Here is an 18,561-nt window from a genome sequence, read left to right on the forward strand (position 1 = left end):
AATCTGGTATCCAGAAATATTAACATGAGTGCTAAACATACTGTTAAATCCTAGTAGGCAATTACCTACTCAAATAGTAAAGACTATTATTGATTGACAGTAGCGGAAGTTTTTTATTCCGCCGACTGTGATTGATAGGGTTATATTGAAACCAGCCCTCAACTACGGTTTTCTGGAATTACTGCATAAGCATCAATTTCAAATAACATACCATCAAGTGCAAGTCTAGGAACGGGAATAAGAGTGTTTGCTGGTGGTTTATTCCCCCATAAATTTATAATTTCACGTCCTAACAGGATCAATTTATTTTGGTTGTAATCCACTATAAGAACAGTAGTTTTTGCGACATCTTGTGGTTGTGCCCCAACCGCTGCTAAGGCATAACGGAGGTTTTTAAAAGCCTGTATTAACTGCTTTTCAAATTCATTGGAGACAAGATTCCCTTGTAAATCGGAACCAAATTGACCAGAAATATAGACGGTTCTCGCCCTTGATGGTGTCACAGCTATATGACTATAGCCATTTTGGGTTGCATTATATAACGTTGGTGGGTTCACCAATTTCAACTCTTTGTTGTCTTTAGCGTTCACTTCCTTTTGTGTTGCCACCATCAAGGCGGTAGTTATTCCACTACCTCCAAGCCACAAAAGTGCATTTCGTCGTGAGAAGTTTGCTACTAATGAATTTACAGCACTGCTAATAGGTCTAGTCATTAAAGCTCCTTAAATGTGAGTTCTCTATTTTTTCTCATACTTAGTTTTATTATCTATTAAATTGAGTAAAAAATCACTAATAAATAAAATTACTTAAGTGTGGTCACGCAATTGTAACACTTCAATTCGGGTTAGTTGGTTTAATTGGAATAGGTAAGGCTGAAATCTTGGCGATTCTAAGAAAAGATAACCCCCAACGATAATGACGAAACACCTGAACCAAGCGTTGACCGCAAGTTACGGGTGTGGGCTATTCACTCCGAGAACAGTGGCAGTGAGGAGAATGTCATCTTTATCCGGTAAATTAACGTTGCCATTAAGGATATCGACGCTTTTTTAATTACTCCCAGTCTCGGCACAGGGGTTGACATTTCTACTGAGCATTTTGATGCAGTGTTTGGTGTGTTTCATGCTGTTTCACAGTCGGCCGACAGTTTGCGCCCAGCAATTATGGCGGTATCGTCCAGATGTCCCCATCTATGTTTGGGTGGCCCCACGTCCTCCCTTTGGTTACGCCGAAACTAATGCCCGTCGCATCAAGGAAAAGATTCTTCAGAAAAATGAAATGACCGCTTTTCTGATTCGCATTGACCGCGAGACAGGCAGACGTGGTGCAGAGAAGGACTGGGCATTGGATGCCTCTTGCCAAATTGAAGCACAGCGCAATTGGTCGATCAATAATCTTCGGGCTGATTTGCGTTAGCGAAGCTTAACGAAGTTATCGCTCTTAGAGGAAATGGGAAATACGATTATTCCTTTGGGCGACGGTGGTGATGAAAGTGCTTCTCGCTGTATGAAGGCGGCTGGTATCGCCATCGATGAGGAGCATTATCGCAAGGTGGCTAATGCCAAAGATATTGATAGAAGAACTTACACCAGTAGGCAGCATCAGGATTATCTCAAGCCGGAGGAGGTTTTGGAGTGTGAGAAGTTCCGCATACAGGATACTTACGGGATGAGTGTAACCCCGGAACTGGTTGAGCAAGATGACGGGGGACGCTTAATTAAAAAGATTGTCGCACTTGAAGCGATATTGGCCGCACCTGGGGAAATGGTCGCTGATGACCAGGGGCGGGAGTTTGTTCCACCGCCGGCTATTGTTGCCGAACGGGATAAATCAGAACGGGAACGATTAGCCATTTGCACAGACTGGAGCAACCATTCTACCGCGTGGCTTATGCGTCATCGGCTGGGACTCAGGGCAGTCCTAATGGATCTGATGGCTGGGGTTGAGATTAAAGGCGACGAGGCGATGATTCAGGCTTTGACTGACTTCTCCAAACGCAACGCATCTCACGTTAAAGGCATTCTCAATCTGACCATCCCGCTATCGGAGTCTCCAGTTTGGATTTTGGGGCAGTACCTCTGGCAACGCCGGTTTGTCTACTGAATCACGAAGACCACTCTTAGATGGGCAGAGGGTTCGATATTATCGGCTCAATACTTTTGATGTCGAGTTTATCCAGAAGGTGTTGGATTATCGGCAGAAGCAACGGGAGGACAGGGAAAGGAAACGCCACCAGAAGCAGGAGCTTCAGGCGGCTTATGCAGCTAGAATACAGATGCAGTATGGTGTTGAGCAGAGAAGCAGAGGAGCAAAGGTGCAGAGGGGAAAATTAGTACTAATTTTCCCCTCTGCACCCCTGCCCCCTTGCCTGATTTCCCGCCGTCCACACCCCCAAAACATGAAGATGAAGATAATAATCTCTTGGGTATGGACACAGATCCAGAACTCAGTGATTCTTAGTGGAAACGGGTTAAATATTATGCTCAGTTGGCGATTGAGCAGTTTGAGTTCGGGGTGGAATCAGTTAAAGAATTACATTGTTTTGAGTTAAAGATGATTCACTCTTGAAAAGTATGCTTCAATGTAGCATAAATCAGATGAATCTATTACGTGAATGACGCGCCCTCTGCCACTCATTGCTACTAGCTTACCGCGCTGCTTACAGCACCCTTAAGGGCTGCAATTCCCTGTTCAATGCTAGCCCACAGACCCATGTCAGGTTCCTTACCGGCTATCTCTCGCGTTCCGACGAAGTAAAGAACACCTTTAAGAATCTCTTGGTGAGCGCGATTTTCAAAATTAACTCAGTTGAGCGGTTCCATCAAATCTTGAAGGTCATCATTCAAGGACTGGGCAACCTTGTGTAGAACCAGCCCGGTCATTGTCTGTTGATGCTTTAGCAACTCAAGCTGTAAGTACTTGTCATACAGAGTTAGCTCAGATCCGCTCATCATTTGGCTTACCTTCTGGGCATGTTGTTGAGTAATGTCCCGAGGTTCTGCTGCGTTGCCGTATCTAGAAATAGCTGCTTCGATGATGCCGAGATTTTCGCGATCGCTGTTTATCATTCCTTCGAGCCGCTCGCAAATCGTATTATCGTCCGTCTGTGCTATTAACTTTTGCTCACTTTCCAACAGAACATTCTGAAAAAGCTTTAGATCAGCAAGCTTAGTCGCTATATTTGTCACATCAGCCATGATTATTAACTCCAGACTACAGGTTTTATCGGTTATGACAAGCTCTCCTCACTTTTTCCATACTCTCGTGAGGTTTGAGTAAGTCCGTCCCTCCTCAGAAAGATTTATATCAAGTAACTTAAGTATGTTTCAGCCTTTTTCTAGAAAGTTACATGCGCTCAGGTCTATTTCTGCCCTGCCAGTTGGTAAAGAGAATAGGCTTCATTAAGAATGTGACTGCTTGGCTGGCTTTAGCCGCCGTCTTGTGATAAAACGTCCTGGTAACATTTGGGAGGTGTTAGTAGTTGTAACGACATGACGGAACCGGAAACTAACCTCTGTGCGAATGACGATAAATCGTGGGAAGTTGCCATTGAACAGTATTTTGAGCCATTCAAGGTTGCTCCCGCCCCATGTTCCTGCTGACCTGCTTTTTAAACGCAATGCACTCCGGGAATCTCACTGGAATCCTTTGGCTCAAGCTCGTGCTGACGCGATGGCGTTACCATTTTGGTTGAATGACAACCCCGTAATCACCACATCACAAATCAAAGGTGATTTGCAAGATATACAAGCTCGTTGCGGGTCACTCAGTTTGGTGATTGTGGACTATGTGCAGTTGATTGAACCAATGCGCCGTGAACCTGGGGAAAACCGCGTACAAGAAATCGACTCCATCTTGAAACAACTTAGGGCGATCGCTAAACAATTCAATTGTGCTGTCTTGGGTTTAGCGCAGTTAAAAAGAGAAGTTGATTCCCGTTCCGAAAAGCGTCCAACCAAAGCAGATTTTCGAGAATCGGGAGGATTTGAACAAGAAGCTGCTGTCATGTTGGGTTTGTACCCTTGAAGATTACTACGACAAGCAGACTACCCAAAAAGGCATTTTTGAAGTTTCAGTTTTGAAAAGCCGGTTTAGTAGTGAGATGACTGTTAATCTCTTATTTGACGAAAGATTTGGACAGTTTAAAAACTTGGCTAAATCTAATTATTAAAACCCATGAAAGCGCTATCTGTTCGTCAGCCTTGGGCATGGGCAATTATTTATGCTCTTAAGGATATTGAAAACCGTGGCTGGCCCATTCATTATCGCGGCGACATTCTGATTCACGCTGCAAAAACCTGTACTAAAAAAGAGTACCAGCTAGCAAGAGAATTTTGCCAAGGGATGGGGGTAGTAATCCCAGAATTAATCTCTTTACGTCGCGGTCAAGTTATTGGCATTGTCACAATAGTTGACTGTCAGTTTTCACAAGTTGCGTCTGGTTGGGGGATGCCTGAGCAATACCACTGGAAGCTGGAGAATCCACGCGAGATTACATCGATTCCTTACATTGGGCGATTGGGGATATTTGAAGTACCCGATGATTTGGTCATGGAGGTGGCTGCATGACTAAATCAGTAATCGCTGAGTTATCTGCAATACCCGAAAAATTCTTAGAGGACGACCTTAGAGCTTCACAACTGCATAGCCAAGGATGCCTCTATCCGTATCTCGAAAAGAAAAAGCTACTTGATGGTTCAATAGTCTTTTACCCACGAGTTATATGTGAGCGTGACCCAAACAACGCGACTCATTACCGATGGGGATATAACTGGGAAGAACGAGTTGATGGAGTATGTATTGGGCGAAGTATAGGCTCAATTCCCCCTGGTGCTGTCCCAATGATTCGTCTAATGCAACAACAGGGGGCAATTAGGGAAGATATTATCGCCTTTATCAAAAAAGCGAAAACCAAAAAGACATTACCAAAATTAGATGTCTGCAAAAATTTTGATAACACAAAACTAAAACCCACACTACCAAATAATGCACCGATCGCTGTAGTACTTTTCGCTGGTGGCGGTGGGATTGAAGCTGGCATGGTGCAAGCCGGGATTCGCCCGGTCGTCGCGGTGGAATTCGACCCAAGCAAACCAGATTTGAGTAAGGCGATCGCTCTCAACCATCACCACAACTTTAGCGAGTATGGCTGTAGAATAATTCAGCTAACAGTCCAAAAAGTAGCACAGTCAGGATTCATAGGTTTTAAGAGCCGCCCCGGCTACCTCCATGCCTCTCCAGTATGCGCCAACGTAAGCCTTGCCCACACAGCTAAAGCGGGTAAGGGTATTGAAACGGCTGACGACCTGACCGCAGCGATCCCAGTAGCAGAAGCCATCAGACAGTTGCAACCACGGGTGTTTACGCTGGAGAATGTGCCACGCTATCAGAACAGCCAAAGTTTCCGTATCATTCTGGATGCTTTGGAACTTGAGGGGTACTCCGTTACTTACAGCGTGGTGAATATGGCTGATTTTGGACTGCCCCAGGCGCGGCGGCGGTTAGTTCTGGTTGCAAGTAGGGGGTTTCGCGTTGCCTTACCAACTCGCAGAAAACCAATAGGGTGGTACGAGGCGATCGCTCATCTAATCCCTACGATGCCCGACTCTCAACTACTGCTCAAGCAACAACAAGCTTTGGAGAAGTTTTTAGCCGGGAATACGCCAACACCACTGCTAATAGAAAGAGTGGGGGGACGTACACAGTCCAAATATAAACCTGGAAATTTACCTTGTAACACCATTCTGCGGTCGCATTTCACAGATCACAAAGGTTGCAACCGTAGTAAGTTCCCTGATATCTGGTTGCCTGATGGTACGGTCAAGTCTTTGTCTAGTGATTCAAACTATGATAGATGATGATTTGGCTAATTAGTAGGAACGCAGTGGCTATTAAGCTCTGGTGTAGTTACCAAGTATTTTCACTGAATGATTAATTACAGAAAAACTTTTAGCTTATGCTCTATTCATAATTGTCATTTATAAAATACTTAAAATTCATAATTTAAGCTATATTTTAACTCTTCACTTCGGCTTCAAAGTTAGTAGTGTTTCCTTTACAGCTTCTTCAAGCTAATATCATTAATTTTATCATTGTGATAACAGCTCGAATGATTGATATTAGAGAAGTAGTTTCAAGTAGAGTTAATTGAATCAGTGAATAAGAAATGGGCTATTAAGCGCCTGACAATCAATCTGACATCAAGCGAAGCAGAGAGGTTAGAGGAATACTGCTCAATAACAGGACGACCAGCGACGGATGTAATTCGAGAGTTAATCCGCTCTTTAACTGTTGAATCAACAGCAAATGTAAATTCAAAAGCATGGTTCTAGAGCGTAGTTACTCAGGAATTAAATGTACAAGTAAATGTTAACTTTCAGGAATTAAATGCCCAAACTGGTGGTTGTGGCACAGAAGCTACTGATGCAGAAATGCGCTTGGTAGTTCTATGCCTACTTGAGATTATTTGAACGCGTTTAAAAGAATTACTTGATAACAACAAGATTTGGAATAATCAAATGGATGTTGACCTTCTTTCTGAGTATCAGCTAATCCTTAATGAAGCATCTGAGTTTCATTTAGGGTACCCCTACAACTTAAAACACGATCATACATTTTTATTACCTTTTCTTAAATACTCAATTAATAACCTTGGAGGAGATTGCTTTACTAAATCGCATTATCGAATTGATTCACGAGATTTTGAAAAAGAAGTGTTGCAATTCTTTGCAAATTTATACCACCTTCAAGATTGGTGGGGATATGTAACTACCAGTGGAACCGAAGGTAACTTGTACGGAATACTCTTAGGGAGAGAAAATTATCCTAATGCTATTTTATATGCCTCAGATGCTTCACATTACTCTGTGAGTAAAGCAGCTAGATTTTTTAGAATTCCGTATCAGAAAATTGGTGTACAAACACCTTCAGAAGAAATGGATTATAGTGATTTTTATAAGCAACTTGTACCTAATCTGCCTGCGATTATTTGCCTTAACCTGGGTACTACTTTTACAGGGGCAATAGACGATATTGAGCAGATTCTTAATGTTTTGGAGATGAAACAGGTCAGCCAATTCTATATTCATGTTGATGGCGCTTTAGGGGGAATGCTTCTTCCCTACTTGCGTTCGCACTGGATTGATTTCAACAGACCCATCAGTTCGCTGTCAATCTCAGGACATAAATTTATTGGTAGCCCTTTCCCTTGTGGCATTGTTATTACTAAAAAACATTTGGTTGAAGCACTCACATCTGATATCGAGTATATTGGCGCTCAGGATATGACTATTGGAGGTAGCCGCAACGGACATACTTCACTTTGTTTATGGCATGAAATCTCCAAAAGGCGTTCTAACTTTGGATTAGAAGTAACTGATTGTGTAGCCAAAGCAGAGCATTTGTATACACAACTGAAGTTAAGAGACTTCAATCCATTTCTCAACCCTTATTCAAATACAGTTGTTTTCAATAAACCCTGCGATAATCTTGTGAAAAAGTATCAACTTGCAGTTAGAGGAGATTATGCACACGCAATTATCATGCAAAATCACTACATTGAATTTCTGGATTATTTTGTTGAGGAACTTGTTAGAGAAAGTTTGATCTGGCAAAAATAGGTAAAGAGTAAAGTAATTCGCCAGTAGCCGGAGTAGAAGTAGCATACGATGCTGTTGGCGAAGTTGACTTTTTTCTAAAAATATGGAAAAGCTAAGAGCCGCTAAATCTAAAAATTTATTTATCAAATAAATCTTTAGATAAACCGGAATTTATTATTGACTCGCGGATAATTTATCTTCAATAAAAGTCTGCCTTCAGGGCAATTATTAGGTGGGAACTCTAATAAGGTTAACCAAAAAGCTTCGCATTGCCTATCATGCTCAAACAAGACAATACATCTGTAAGTCAATCTTCATACCCTCGCTTAACTAGAAGCCTAAGTGCTGTTGAAAGCTGGGGCTTCGGTTTGACAGCTCATATTTCGTGGGTAGCATTAGTTCCTGCAATTCATGCTGCTCTAGGTTCACAAGCTATTTTTGTTTGGATACCTGCTGTAATTGTCGGGATGCTGATTAACTATCAGGTCAAGCGTTTAGGAATGTATTTTATTAATGTGGCAGGAGGAACGCCCAACTATGTCAGCCATCTGCTCAAACGCTACCCTGGACTAGCTCGCTATGCTGCAATTGGATATCTTCTTAACTGGGTTTCTTACTTATCAGTTAATACTTTGGTTCTCACTGATTTAATTAGAGTGAATTTAGAATCGCTAGGCATTGCCTGTCCTAAATTATTTTTGGACATTGGCTTTACGCTACTGCCGTTTGTAGTAGCTTTTAGTGGTACTCGTGCGCTGAGTATTTTGCATTTATTTTTTGCGATTCCAGCTTTTGGACTACTAATTACCTTTTGTGTACAAGGTCTTGGCTGGTTAACTTTCTCTAGTGCTAGCCCTGGTTTTTTTCCTAACAGTTGGTCATCTTTGAGCTTCGGAGATTGGGCAAAGTGGTTTTTTTTCGTTTCCTACGCCACTTATAGTTGTGAAACGGCTTCTTCCTTTGTCGCAGATAGCCGTGATCCCAAGCAAACCCTACGCTTTCTGGATATTGCTGCTTGGATGATGCCACCTGTTTTTATCGGCGGGTCTTGGGTGATGATGCGGTTAGCAACAGCGCCAGGTCTGGGTGATAATGCTTTTTTGAATCTTGTGGCGGCTTCTAAACCCTTTTGGGGAAGCTGGGCCCCAATTAACATCACCTTTCTATTGGCATCTGCTTCTTTGTTAGGTTCTGCAACAGTAGTTTCTAATTGCCCAAGAATTTTGTATCAACTTGCCTTAGATAACCATATTTCACCAGTCTTTTCTGCTGTATCGCGTCGGGGCGTGTTTGTGCCTGCTCTGAGCTTAACTTTGGTGCTTTGCTGCCTTTATCTGATTTGGGCAAATGTAACCCAAATTGTAGCAGTGGGAAATATCGGTTGGTTTGCCTCCTTTATGTTATTGCATTTAGGGCTTTGGTTGGGGCGCAATCGTCCAGAAGTTTTGTTTCCTCGAATATCTTTGGGCATTCTGCTGTTAGAAATTGTGGTTTTATTGGTGGGGGGGGTTGCCTGGGGTTGGATAAATTTCCTGATTGGTTTAGTATTTCCAATTGGGATTATCGGAATTGATGCGCTAATCCGCCGCGTTAACTTCCCGCCTTTTCATTTAAGTTGGTGGAGGCGACATTACCGCACACGCTCTTCGGTAATTATTAAGGATTCTGTCATACTCCAGGTAAGCATCCTAATTATTTTAATATGCAGTGCAGTCACAACGGGCTGGTTATTTGGTGCGAAGCTTAACACGGCGACAAAAGCTACAGATGAAAATTTATTCGTTGTGTTGCTGATGACAGCGGCATTTATAGGAGTAGCTATAGCTTGTTGGACAACCTTACCCCAAGTAGTAGCTATTGCAGAGGCACGAGAAGCTGCCGAACACCTGTTTACTGTTGCCCAGGATGGTATTTTGGTCTTGGATGAGCAGGGTAGTATTAGGCAGGCAAACCCAGCAACTGAATCTATTTTTGATATCAAACCATTTGAGTTGCTAGGAAATCACCTCAGCAAATGGATATTTGGATTTCCTGACTATCCACAGCAATGGGCAAAGCGAAGTGAACACACTCTGTTCCACAAAGCTGGTGTCCAAACTTTGGAAATTTCTGTTTCCGACCGACCGCATCAAGATTTTCAAGAATATGTCGTTATTCTCCACGACATTACTAAACGCAAACAAGCAGAGGAAAGATTACGACAATCACAAGCACAATTACAACAAGAAGCAAAGCTGTTAGCATCCCAACTGGTGCAGAGCGAAAAAATGTCTAGTTTGGGGCAGTTAGTGGCAGGTGTAGCTCACGAAATCAATAACCCCGTGAATTTTATCTATGGTAATTTAACCCCTGCCAATCAGTACACCCAAGATTTACTTGAACTGCTGCAACTATACCAGCAATACTATCCTAATCCAGTAGCCCAAATCCAAAAGCAAGCACAAGCCATAGATATTGATTTCTTAATAGAAGACCTACCAAAGTTACTAGCTTCTATGAGAATTGGTGCTGAAAGAATTACAGAAATTGTACAATCTTTACGTAACTTTTCCCGCCTAGATCAGGCAGAGATGAAGGCGGTAAACATTCACGAGGGTATTGATAGTACCTTGATGCTCCTAGAGCATCGCCTCAAAGCTACAGCTAATTATCCAGCAATTAAACTCATCAAGGAGTACAGCAATTTACCATTGATAGAATGTTACCCTGGACAACTCAATCAGGTGTTTATGAATATTCTTGCAAATGCAATCGATGCTTTAGAAGAATCGATAGCCGATGAAAAAACCACTAATATTCCCCACATTTGCATTTGTACTAGTTTTATTCCTGACCAGCAGTTAGTAATTATTTCTATTGCTGATAATGGTTGTGGTATCCCGGAAAATATTCAAAAGCAACTGTTTGACCCCTTTTTTACCACAAAACCCGTAGGGAAAGGCACAGGCTTAGGCTTATCTATTAGTTACCAAATAATTACTCAAAAACATAAGGGAACATTAGAATGTATTTCCTCTCCTAATAAAGGTACAGAATTTATAATTACAATTCCCCTAAAGCATTCATGAAAAACAAAATGAGTGAAGAAGACAGCTATGCTGAAGGCGGATGTAGAGCGACAAATTATTTCACCAAAACGGCAGATTCTTTGTCAACAATCTAAATTCTTCTACATTGCTTGTTCAAGCAATTTCTAGAGCTTTATATCATAAACGCTAAAAATCAGATTCCTCTAGAGCGAAGCTTACAAGCTTAAATAACTTGACAAATTATTTGTCGCTGTGGTCAAATAATGTGTCGCTCTATACCTAAGTAGAGTAATTTTTATAACCACTATTGACTTAATTTCAGGAGACTATTAATGGTTGAAGTCCTAGCTATAAATCTTACTTGTTTACGAAAGATGTAAGTAGTTTTATTAGTTTTTTTTTAATTTATACCAGACTACTTCTTAATCACCTTAAACTCTTATTAAAAGTTATGTTAAATCCTGATAACTACTTAGAAAAAGCCAGTCCTCACTCTGTAGAATTACTACAAATAGAAACACTCAAAGGAGCAGATTCTCAAAGGATTGTCGCTATCACCGTTGAAAAAATCCGTCAATCTCTTGACTTAGAATATATTTTTCAGACAACTACTCAAGAAATCAGGCAATTGTTCAACTCTGACCGTGTAATTTTATATCGTTTCAATCCAGATTGGAGCGGAAAATTTGTTTCTGAATCCTTAGCACAAGGGTGGTTGCCTCTAATTGGGCAGCAAGCGCATCAACCACAATTAGTAGAAAATATCAGCGAGTGTAGCTTGAAAAATTTATCTATTCCTCCAATTGTAGATACTTATTTACAAGATACACAGGGAGGGCGCTTTTCTCAAAATGAAACTTATCGTGTTTGTAACGATGTTTACAGTGCTGGCTTTAGTAAATGCTACCTGAAAATTTTAGAGCAATGCCAAGCAAGAGCTTACGTGATTACTGCTATTTATCAAACTCAACAACTTTGGGGACTGCTAGCAGTTTACCAAAACGATGCACCTCGAAAATGGCAAACAGATGAAGTATATATACTTAGCCAAATTGGTTCTCAGCTAGGTGTAGCATTACAGCAAGCTGAATTACTCAAACAAACTCAAAATCAGAAAGAAGAACTCGCCACAACTCTCAAAGAGTTACAGCAGGCTCAAGCTCAGTTAATTCAAAATGAGAAAATGGTCAGTTTGGGCCAATTAGTAGCTGGAATTGCCCATGAAATCAACAACCCAGTTAGTTTTATTTATGGCAATTTGAAATCGGCTGATGAATACGCCCAAAATTTATTTTCACTATTAGATATTTACCAAAGCCATTATCCCCAATCAATCAAGGCAATTGAGGAGTTTACAAATCTCATTGAATTAGATTTTTTAAGGTCAGACTTTCCTAAATTATTCAAATCGATGCTCATGGGAGCAGAGCGGATTCGAGATATTGTTCTTTCTCTGCGGACTTTCTCACGCTTAGATGAGGCTGAAATGAAAGCAGTTGATATTCATGACGGAATTGATAGTACGATAATGCTCGTCCAAAGCCGCCTCAACCCTAGTAACAAGCGCCTGCAAATTGAGGTGATCAAAGAATACGGTAACCTCCCTTTAGTTGAATGTTATCCTGGGCAGTTAAACCAAGTATTTCTGAATATTTTAGTGAATGTGCTCGATACTTTAGAAGATTCAACCCTTAGAGGTCGATGGACAACAAAAAAATTCAATATAATAGATAATCCCCGAATTTATATTCGCACCCAATTACTGGAACCAAATCAAATTACTATTAGCATTGCCGACAATGGACTAGGAATACCATCCGATACTTTAAAGCAAATATTTAATCCCTTTTTCACAACCAAGCCTGTTGGACAAGGTACAGGAATGGGACTGGCTATTAGTTACCAAATTATCACACAAAAACATGGCGGTTCTTTAGAATGCATTTCCCAACCAGGAGTTGGTGCTGAGTTTATTATTCGTATTCCCCTTCAGCAACTTGTGTCAAATTTCTAGTATGTTGGCAGCACCCGCAATAAGGATTTGTTTCTCCAGACAAGTTTATTCCTATAGCTGAAGAAGCTCGACTGATTTTCCTATCGGTCACTGAGTAATGCGTGAAGCTTGCCGTCAGCTTAAACTAAATTTGATTTACAACTGCTTTCAAAGGCTTAAAGCGCTGATTCTGTTCTGACCAACTTTTGCAAGCATCTTCAACAATTTTTATCTCTGAGGGTGATAAAAGCTCATCCCCTTGCCCAGAAGCTATAATTTTAGCTACTATAACCGCTTTTTCATACTCCACACCGTACTTAACCAGTTCTGTGCAAAATATTTTTCTCTCTCTTGTACTGATGTAAAGTAATTACTTGGCATGGTTCAACAAATAATATAAGTCTTATTTTCAAACTACATCAACAAAAATAAGTTTCCGTTTCAAATCCTACGAATTCTATAAATTTATGACTTCTACCTAGAGATACTTGAATAGAGATATAGGACTCCTATTTGATTTTTGAACAAGACTAAGAGATAATACGGAGAGGGAGACAAGTCTAATAGTAAACAATGAAAAGCCAGCATTTCCAAGCTGCTACACTTGCGGGGGAAGTATCGTGGCAATATTTAGGAGAGGGAACTGCACTTAATGTGATCGCTGACGATTTATTGCTGAATAAAATTATCCGTTTTCAGATGATATTAGAGTTTAATCCAGTTAGAATTATCAGCTTTCATATACTTATTTAAAATAAAAATGTAGCAAGCTTTGTAGCAATTATTTCCGCTAAAAACGCATATTAGAGGTGAAGCCGTGATTTCTAAAAATGATGATTCAATTGATGCAGTCAACGAACTGTTGAGAAAAATCTCTATTAAAGAAACTCAGCTAAAAATAGCCCAAGAGTCGAATCTCATTCATACTGCTGTTGCGTTAGAAAATCAACTATCCCAATTACAACAAGAATTGGGAGATAATTCAGACACACAATTGCAGTCACTGATGAGCTTGTGAAATGCTTACGACGGTAACTGGCACAAGTCTGAAATCTTCAAAAAGAAAATTACGATGAGTAAGTGCTAACCATATTGCTAAATCCTTAAAACTTGCAGATTTAGTATTCCCAAATATCTGAAGTTGTTTACCAAAAATCGCTAAAAATTATACCGGAATTTCAATGATAAATTCTGTACCTTTTCCTGGTGCGGAAATGCAGCTTAACTGACCCCCATGTTTTTCTACCACTATTGAATAGCTAGTTGATAATCCTAAGCCTGTACCACTACCTACTGATTTAGTCGTAAAAAAGGGATTAAATACATTATTTTGCACAGACTTGCTCATTCCTATACCGTTGTCTGCAATGCGAATCAGTATTTTTTTGGCTTCTTTTAATTCAGTCCGAATAATAATATTCGGTTGGCAATTTTTATCTGATGCTTCTAAGGCATCAATGGCATTATTGATAATATTCATAAACACCTGATTCAGAGCAGACGCATAACAATTAACTAAAGGTAGTTGACCATAGTGTTGAATAACTGCAATCTCTGGATGTTTACTATTATTTTGAAGTCGATGCTGCAAAAATAACAGCGTGCTATCAATACCAGAGTGAATGTCTACTGATTTTAATTCTGATTCATCCAAGCGAGAGAAATTTCGCAATGAAAGCACAATTTGACCGATACGTTCTGCTCCTACCCTCATTGATGACAGGAGCTTTTGTAAATCATCCACTATAAATTCTAGTTCAATATCGGCGATTTTCTCGGCAATTTCTGGCAATGGTTGTGGATAAAGTTGCTGATATAAATTATTTAATTCAATTAAGGAGGTAACGTATTCACTTGCTGGTTGTAAGTTAGCATAGATGAAATTAATTGGATTATTAATTTCATGAGCAATCCCAGCAACTAGCTGTCCCAAACCAGACATTTTTTCTGATTGAATTAGTTGGGCTTGAGTTGAGTAAAGTTTTTCCAGTGTTAATTCTAGCTGAGTAGCTTTTTCTGTTATTTCCTGGGTGCGCTCTTCTACTTTCTGCTCCAAAGTATGGGAATAGTTCTCTAATTTTTGATATAACTTTGCCTTCTCTAGAGAAATAGCTACTTGAGTCGTGAGGAGTTTGAGAACTTGTAGGCGATCGCTGGTAAACGCACCCACCGTCAGGTTATTTTCGAGGTACAAAATGCCAATCAACTTGCCTTGGTTGAGAATTGGCGCACAGAGAATACTTTTAGGTGAATGCCTCAGGATATAGGGATCAGCCGCTAGGGTTGGCTCGGCTACAGCATTCTCAATCACAGTGAAAGCCAGGGTATTTTTGACCCGATTGATCAGGGCAACAGGTACTATTTGATGATCCTCAAAGGGCAGCGAGAGTGCATCAGCACCGCTACGCGATCGCAAGACAATGGCAGACCCTTCGAGTTGCAATAATGCCTCAATTACCCAGCCCGAACCTGAAGGCATCAGCAACGCACATTTATCTGCTCCTGCATTTTTGAGTATTACCTGAATTAGGGTTGAGAGTAATTTCTCCAACTCAATTTCACTGGAGAGAGATTGAGAAGCTTGGAGAATAGTTGCCAGATCGAGAGCTTCTGAGAGACTAGTATTACTGAAGGTGGAACTCCCAATCGTGTGAGAGGAGATAGGAATCATCGTTTCCGTGGGTGTGAAAGATGGTTGCTGTTTTTGCAAAATTGTTATCAGTAGTTGGGGATAGCGGGTTTCTAGATCAACAACTTTGGCTTTGGCTCCCCAACGGGTGTAACAGTAATAAGCTTCCGTCATGTAGACTTGAGCGATTTTTTCTTTGCCCCAATCGAGATAGAATTTGGCGGCAAGTTCGTTGGCTAATGCTTCTTCGTTAAGGAATTGGTTTTCCTTGGCAAGGGAAATGGCGCGATCGTACTGTTCTATTGCTTCTAGTTTGTTACCGGATCTCCACTTTTGTGCCTCAACTAAATGCCATTTGTGCAAGTAATTCATCGGGGCATTGTCCGCCCACTGGCGCAGAACAGTTTGATGGGCTTTTATGTCGGCAAGCATTTGGACTTGCTCTGCTTCGGGCTGGGTAGGGAAGAGTGCCAAATGCGTTAGGGCGGCATAAAAATGGAAAACAGGAATAACAACCATTCCTGATGCTGCCATCAAATAGGACTTGGCTTGGGTGATATAGCCAAGGGCAGCCTGATAATTACCAAAAGAGTAGGCAAGCAACAGTTTGTAGATATAAGTAATGGCGATCGCTGTGAGATCATGATCTTGGTGGTGCTTTGGTAACATCACCGTTTCATCGTAGGCGATGCCCTTTAAACAATCGGGTTGACTTACCGTTTCTCTCAAATGCTCCACCGTTTGCCACACTATACCCGAATGAATATGCGCCGAATCTTGTTTCACCTGAGCTAGGCTAGCGCTGTAAGCAGACAATTCCTCTGACAACGTGTCCAGGTCTAAACTCGCCGAAAGTGCAATATTGGCGTAAGCTATAATGCTGTAGCCAGCAGAGAGAAAATCGCCTGTTTCCATGCCAGTCGTATAGCTTTCTTTCAGCGTTGGTAGCGTTGCTAAAAGCGCTTCTTGGCGATGTTGAATGAAACTCCCAAACAGGCTTAGAGTCAGGGACTTCATGCCCTGAGCCTTCAACCTTTCTAGCAACGAAAGCGCTAATCTACCGAACTCATAGCCGATTTCGACTTTACCCAAAAAGGCACACAGCACCATGCCATGAATCGCATATCCTACCGTCGAGGTGGGAGAATTGCCAAACTGGAGCGATAACTGCACCATCGTTGCGCTCAACAAGGGCATAAAACTTGGCATTCCCAAGATCACTGGGGTAAACAATATTCCTAACAGTTGCATCGCTGCGGTTGCTGTGGGTTTACTCATTACCGGCAGGTCAATCAGCCCGCTAATCTCTCTGCTTTGGAGTTGCCTTGCAAGGTCTTGTAGTACTTTGCCGATTTGCGCTTTATCTGGCGTATTCGGGAGTTCTACCCCCAATTGTGCTAGAGCCTCTATTCCAATAGCGATCGCCGCTAATATTTGGCTCCTAGCCGCTTGTGCCGCAATTTGAATTTCGTAGATTTTCACTTTATCCAAAATCGTCTGTGCCTGCTGTAATACCATTGCGGCTTGCTGTTCCATGCCTGCAAAGTCACCATTTAGATAACTGGCTTCCGCAGCTGCGACATACAGATTCAGAGTCAATTCATACTGACTTTGCCAACAATTGACCTCTAGTAGCTCAATTCCAGTTTGTAGATACAGTCTGGCGGCAGTGTATGCAGTTGAATGTCTGGCTTTACCACCTGCTTTTAAGTTGAGTTGCGCTAAAGTTTCCCGTTCCTGCTGTTGAGTAATTAATGCCTGTCCTTGGTTCAAATGCAAGGTAATATCAAACAGTTTTTCTTCTCGTTCTATTTCTGAAGAGTTTTCCTGAAGTAACTGTCCAATTTTGAGATGGGTTGCTTGCTTTTGGTCATCAGGAATTAGAAAATAAGCAGCTTGTTGAACCCGGTCATGTAAGAATCGATAAATCGGATTAGCTGCTGCATTAGAAACCGACGCACTGTCAGACTGAATAAAGAACTTATAAATTTCTGTATTCGGAATAATTAGTCCTTCTTGCAAGGCTTTCCATAAATCAACCGCCGTTGCTTCTAAGGATTGTTCTGAAATAATTGCCAATGTATTCAAATCAAACTGCGCCCCAATACAAGCTGCTAGTTTGAGAACATTCTGAGTTCGGTTCGGCAATTTCTGCAATTGCAGCGCCATAAACTCCACCAGATTATCAGTAATTGCTAAAGCTCTGACTTGGGCAATATTACACTGCCAATGGCGGGATTTTAAGTCAAAAATAATTAGCCTATCGTCATGTAACGCCTTCAGAAACTGGGTAGCAAAAAAAGGATTACCTTGAGTTTTTTGATAAACCAATTTTGTCAAAGGTTGGGCTAGAGATAATTTGCAATTCAGCGTATCTGCCACCAACAGATTCATTTGTGCTTCGCTTAATGGTTGCAGCACGATTTTATTGACAACTGCCCCAGCTTTGACGATCTCATCTACAGCCAGCATCAATGGGTGAATTGGTGATACTTCATTATCCCGATATGCACCCAAGATTAATAAATGTCCTGTTTCTGCCATCAACAATTGCAACAATTTCAGCGATGCGGAATCTGCCCACTGCAAGTCATCTAAAAACATTACTAAGGGATATTCAATGCTGGTGAAGACTTGCACAAATTTCTGCATCAGCAGATTGAAGCGATTTTGGGCAGCAGTCCCTGATAATTCTATAGCCGGAACTTGAGTGCCAATAATGCGTTCTAGCTCTGAAATTACGTCAATCAAGACTTGTCCATTGTTGCCAACAGCTTCCAGAATCTTGGTTCTCCAGACTTGCAGTTGTGCATCTGATTCTGACAGCAATTGCCCGATTAAGTCTCGGAATGCTTGGACAAATGCACTTAAGGGAATATTACGTTTAAATTGGTCATATTTACCTTTGATAAAGTAACCACGTTGTCTAACAATCGGTTTGTGAACTTCGTTAACAACCGCAGTTTTACCAATACCCGAAAATCCAGCAACAAACATTATTTCGGTTGCACCTTGGCTAACCCTTTCAAATGCTTGCAATAGAGTTGATACTTCGGTTTCTCGTCCATAGAGTTTGTCAGGGATGATGAAGCGATCGCTAATATCTCCCTCTCCTAATGGAAAAGGTTTTATGATTGCTGTTTTGCATAATTGATTTAGACAAGTCTCTAAATCATGCTTGATTCCCAAAGCACTCTGATAACGACCTTCACCATTCTTCGCCATTAATTTGCTGATGATTTCAGATAAAATTAAAGGTATCCGCTCAATAAATCGGGGTAGTACAAAAAATAAAAAGTAGATAGATGCACA

At 41.2% G+C, this 18,561-nt stretch carries 16 protein-coding genes; 12 read left to right on the forward strand and 4 right to left on the reverse strand.

Annotated elements, in window-relative coordinates; genetic code table 11:
* Positions 1–158: 158 nt before the first annotated feature.
* Positions 159–713 (reverse strand): RidA family protein, encoded by a 555-nt coding sequence (locus HWQ23_RS11010; RefSeq protein ID WP_292827723.1) that lies wholly within the window; start codon positions 711–713, stop codon positions 159–161.
* A gap of 409 nt (positions 714–1,122) precedes the next feature.
* On the opposite strand from HWQ23_RS11010, the gene HWQ23_RS11015 reads away from it, so the two are divergent.
* Genes HWQ23_RS11015 through HWQ23_RS11025 form a run of 3 tightly spaced genes read left to right on the forward strand, consistent with a single transcriptional unit; the run spans position 1,123 to position 2,551 of the window.
* On the forward strand, positions 1,123–1,416 hold the full coding sequence (locus HWQ23_RS11015) for a hypothetical protein (protein ID WP_292827725.1): 294 nt from the start codon (positions 1,123–1,125) through the stop codon (positions 1,414–1,416).
* Between the two features lie 33 nt (positions 1,417–1,449).
* Positions 1,450–2,103: a hypothetical protein gene (locus HWQ23_RS11020; protein ID WP_292827728.1), complete on the forward strand. Its 654-nt coding sequence runs from the start codon at positions 1,450–1,452 to the stop codon at positions 2,101–2,103.
* Complete coding sequence (locus HWQ23_RS11025) at positions 2,093–2,551, forward strand: hypothetical protein (protein WP_292827731.1); 459 nt, start codon at positions 2,093–2,095, stop codon at positions 2,549–2,551. Before HWQ23_RS11020 ends, HWQ23_RS11025 begins: the two co-directional genes overlap by 11 nt.
* Positions 2,552–2,804: 253 nt before the next feature.
* Here the strand turns inward: HWQ23_RS11025 and HWQ23_RS11030 are convergent, their stop codons facing one another.
* A complete protein-coding gene (locus HWQ23_RS11030; RefSeq protein ID WP_292827734.1) occupies positions 2,805–3,197 on the reverse strand; it encodes a hypothetical protein in 393 nt (130 codons plus the stop codon).
* 325 nt (positions 3,198–3,522) lie between these two features.
* Between HWQ23_RS11030 and HWQ23_RS11035 the strand changes: the two genes are divergently transcribed.
* From HWQ23_RS11035 to HWQ23_RS11065, 7 genes are all read left to right on the forward strand, one after another.
* Entirely contained in the window at positions 3,523–4,026 is a 504-nt protein-coding gene (locus tag HWQ23_RS11035; RefSeq protein WP_292827737.1) for a DnaB-like helicase C-terminal domain-containing protein, read from the forward strand.
* A 150-nt stretch (positions 4,027–4,176) separates the two neighbouring features.
* Complete coding sequence (locus HWQ23_RS11040) at positions 4,177–4,569, forward strand: ASCH domain-containing protein (RefSeq protein WP_292827740.1); 393 nt, start codon at positions 4,177–4,179, stop codon at positions 4,567–4,569.
* Positions 4,566–5,858, forward strand: a complete 1,293-nt coding sequence (locus tag HWQ23_RS11045; protein ID WP_292827743.1) for a DNA cytosine methyltransferase — start codon at positions 4,566–4,568, stop codon at positions 5,856–5,858. The genes HWQ23_RS11040 and HWQ23_RS11045 overlap by 4 nt, the downstream gene beginning before the upstream one ends.
* A gap of 297 nt (positions 5,859–6,155) precedes the next feature.
* Complete coding sequence (locus HWQ23_RS11050; protein WP_292827746.1) at positions 6,156–6,332, forward strand: CopG family transcriptional regulator; 177 nt, start codon at positions 6,156–6,158, stop codon at positions 6,330–6,332.
* A gap of 186 nt (positions 6,333–6,518) precedes the next feature.
* Entirely contained in the window at positions 6,519–7,619 is a 1,101-nt protein-coding gene (locus tag HWQ23_RS11055; RefSeq protein WP_292827749.1) for a histidine decarboxylase, read from the forward strand.
* A gap of 257 nt (positions 7,620–7,876) precedes the next feature.
* Entirely contained in the window at positions 7,877–10,666 is a 2,790-nt protein-coding gene (locus HWQ23_RS11060; RefSeq protein ID WP_292827752.1) for an ATP-binding protein, read from the forward strand.
* Between the two features lie 412 nt (positions 10,667–11,078).
* Positions 11,079–12,641 (forward strand): GAF domain-containing sensor histidine kinase, encoded by a 1,563-nt coding sequence (locus HWQ23_RS11065; protein WP_292827755.1) that lies wholly within the window; start codon positions 11,079–11,081, stop codon positions 12,639–12,641.
* Positions 12,642–12,765: 124 nt separating this feature from the next.
* Here HWQ23_RS11065 and HWQ23_RS11070 read toward each other — a convergent pair whose 3' ends face one another.
* The gene (locus tag HWQ23_RS11070) at positions 12,766–12,930 is read right to left on the reverse strand and encodes a hypothetical protein (RefSeq protein WP_292827758.1); all 165 of its coding nucleotides are present in this window, start codon (positions 12,928–12,930) and stop codon (positions 12,766–12,768) included.
* A gap of 263 nt (positions 12,931–13,193) precedes the next feature.
* On the opposite strand from HWQ23_RS11070, the gene HWQ23_RS11075 reads away from it, so the two are divergent.
* Together HWQ23_RS11075 and HWQ23_RS11080 are read left to right on the forward strand one after the other, a co-directional pair.
* Entirely contained in the window at positions 13,194–13,373 is a 180-nt protein-coding gene (locus HWQ23_RS11075) for a hypothetical protein (protein WP_292827767.1), read from the forward strand.
* Positions 13,374–13,437: 64 nt separating this feature from the next.
* The gene (locus HWQ23_RS11080; RefSeq protein WP_292827761.1) at positions 13,438–13,638 is read left to right on the forward strand and encodes a hypothetical protein; all 201 of its coding nucleotides are present in this window, start codon (positions 13,438–13,440) and stop codon (positions 13,636–13,638) included.
* Between the two features lie 147 nt (positions 13,639–13,785).
* Here the strand turns inward: HWQ23_RS11080 and HWQ23_RS11085 are convergent, their stop codons facing one another.
* The gene (locus HWQ23_RS11085; protein WP_292827764.1) at positions 13,786–18,474 is read right to left on the reverse strand and encodes a trifunctional serine/threonine-protein kinase/ATP-binding protein/sensor histidine kinase; all 4,689 of its coding nucleotides are present in this window, start codon (positions 18,472–18,474) and stop codon (positions 13,786–13,788) included.
* Positions 18,475–18,561 lie beyond the last annotated feature (87 nt).

Source organism: Nostoc sp. JL33, assembly GCF_017114985.1.
GTDB lineage: Bacteria > Cyanobacteriota > Cyanobacteriia > Cyanobacteriales > Nostocaceae > Nostoc.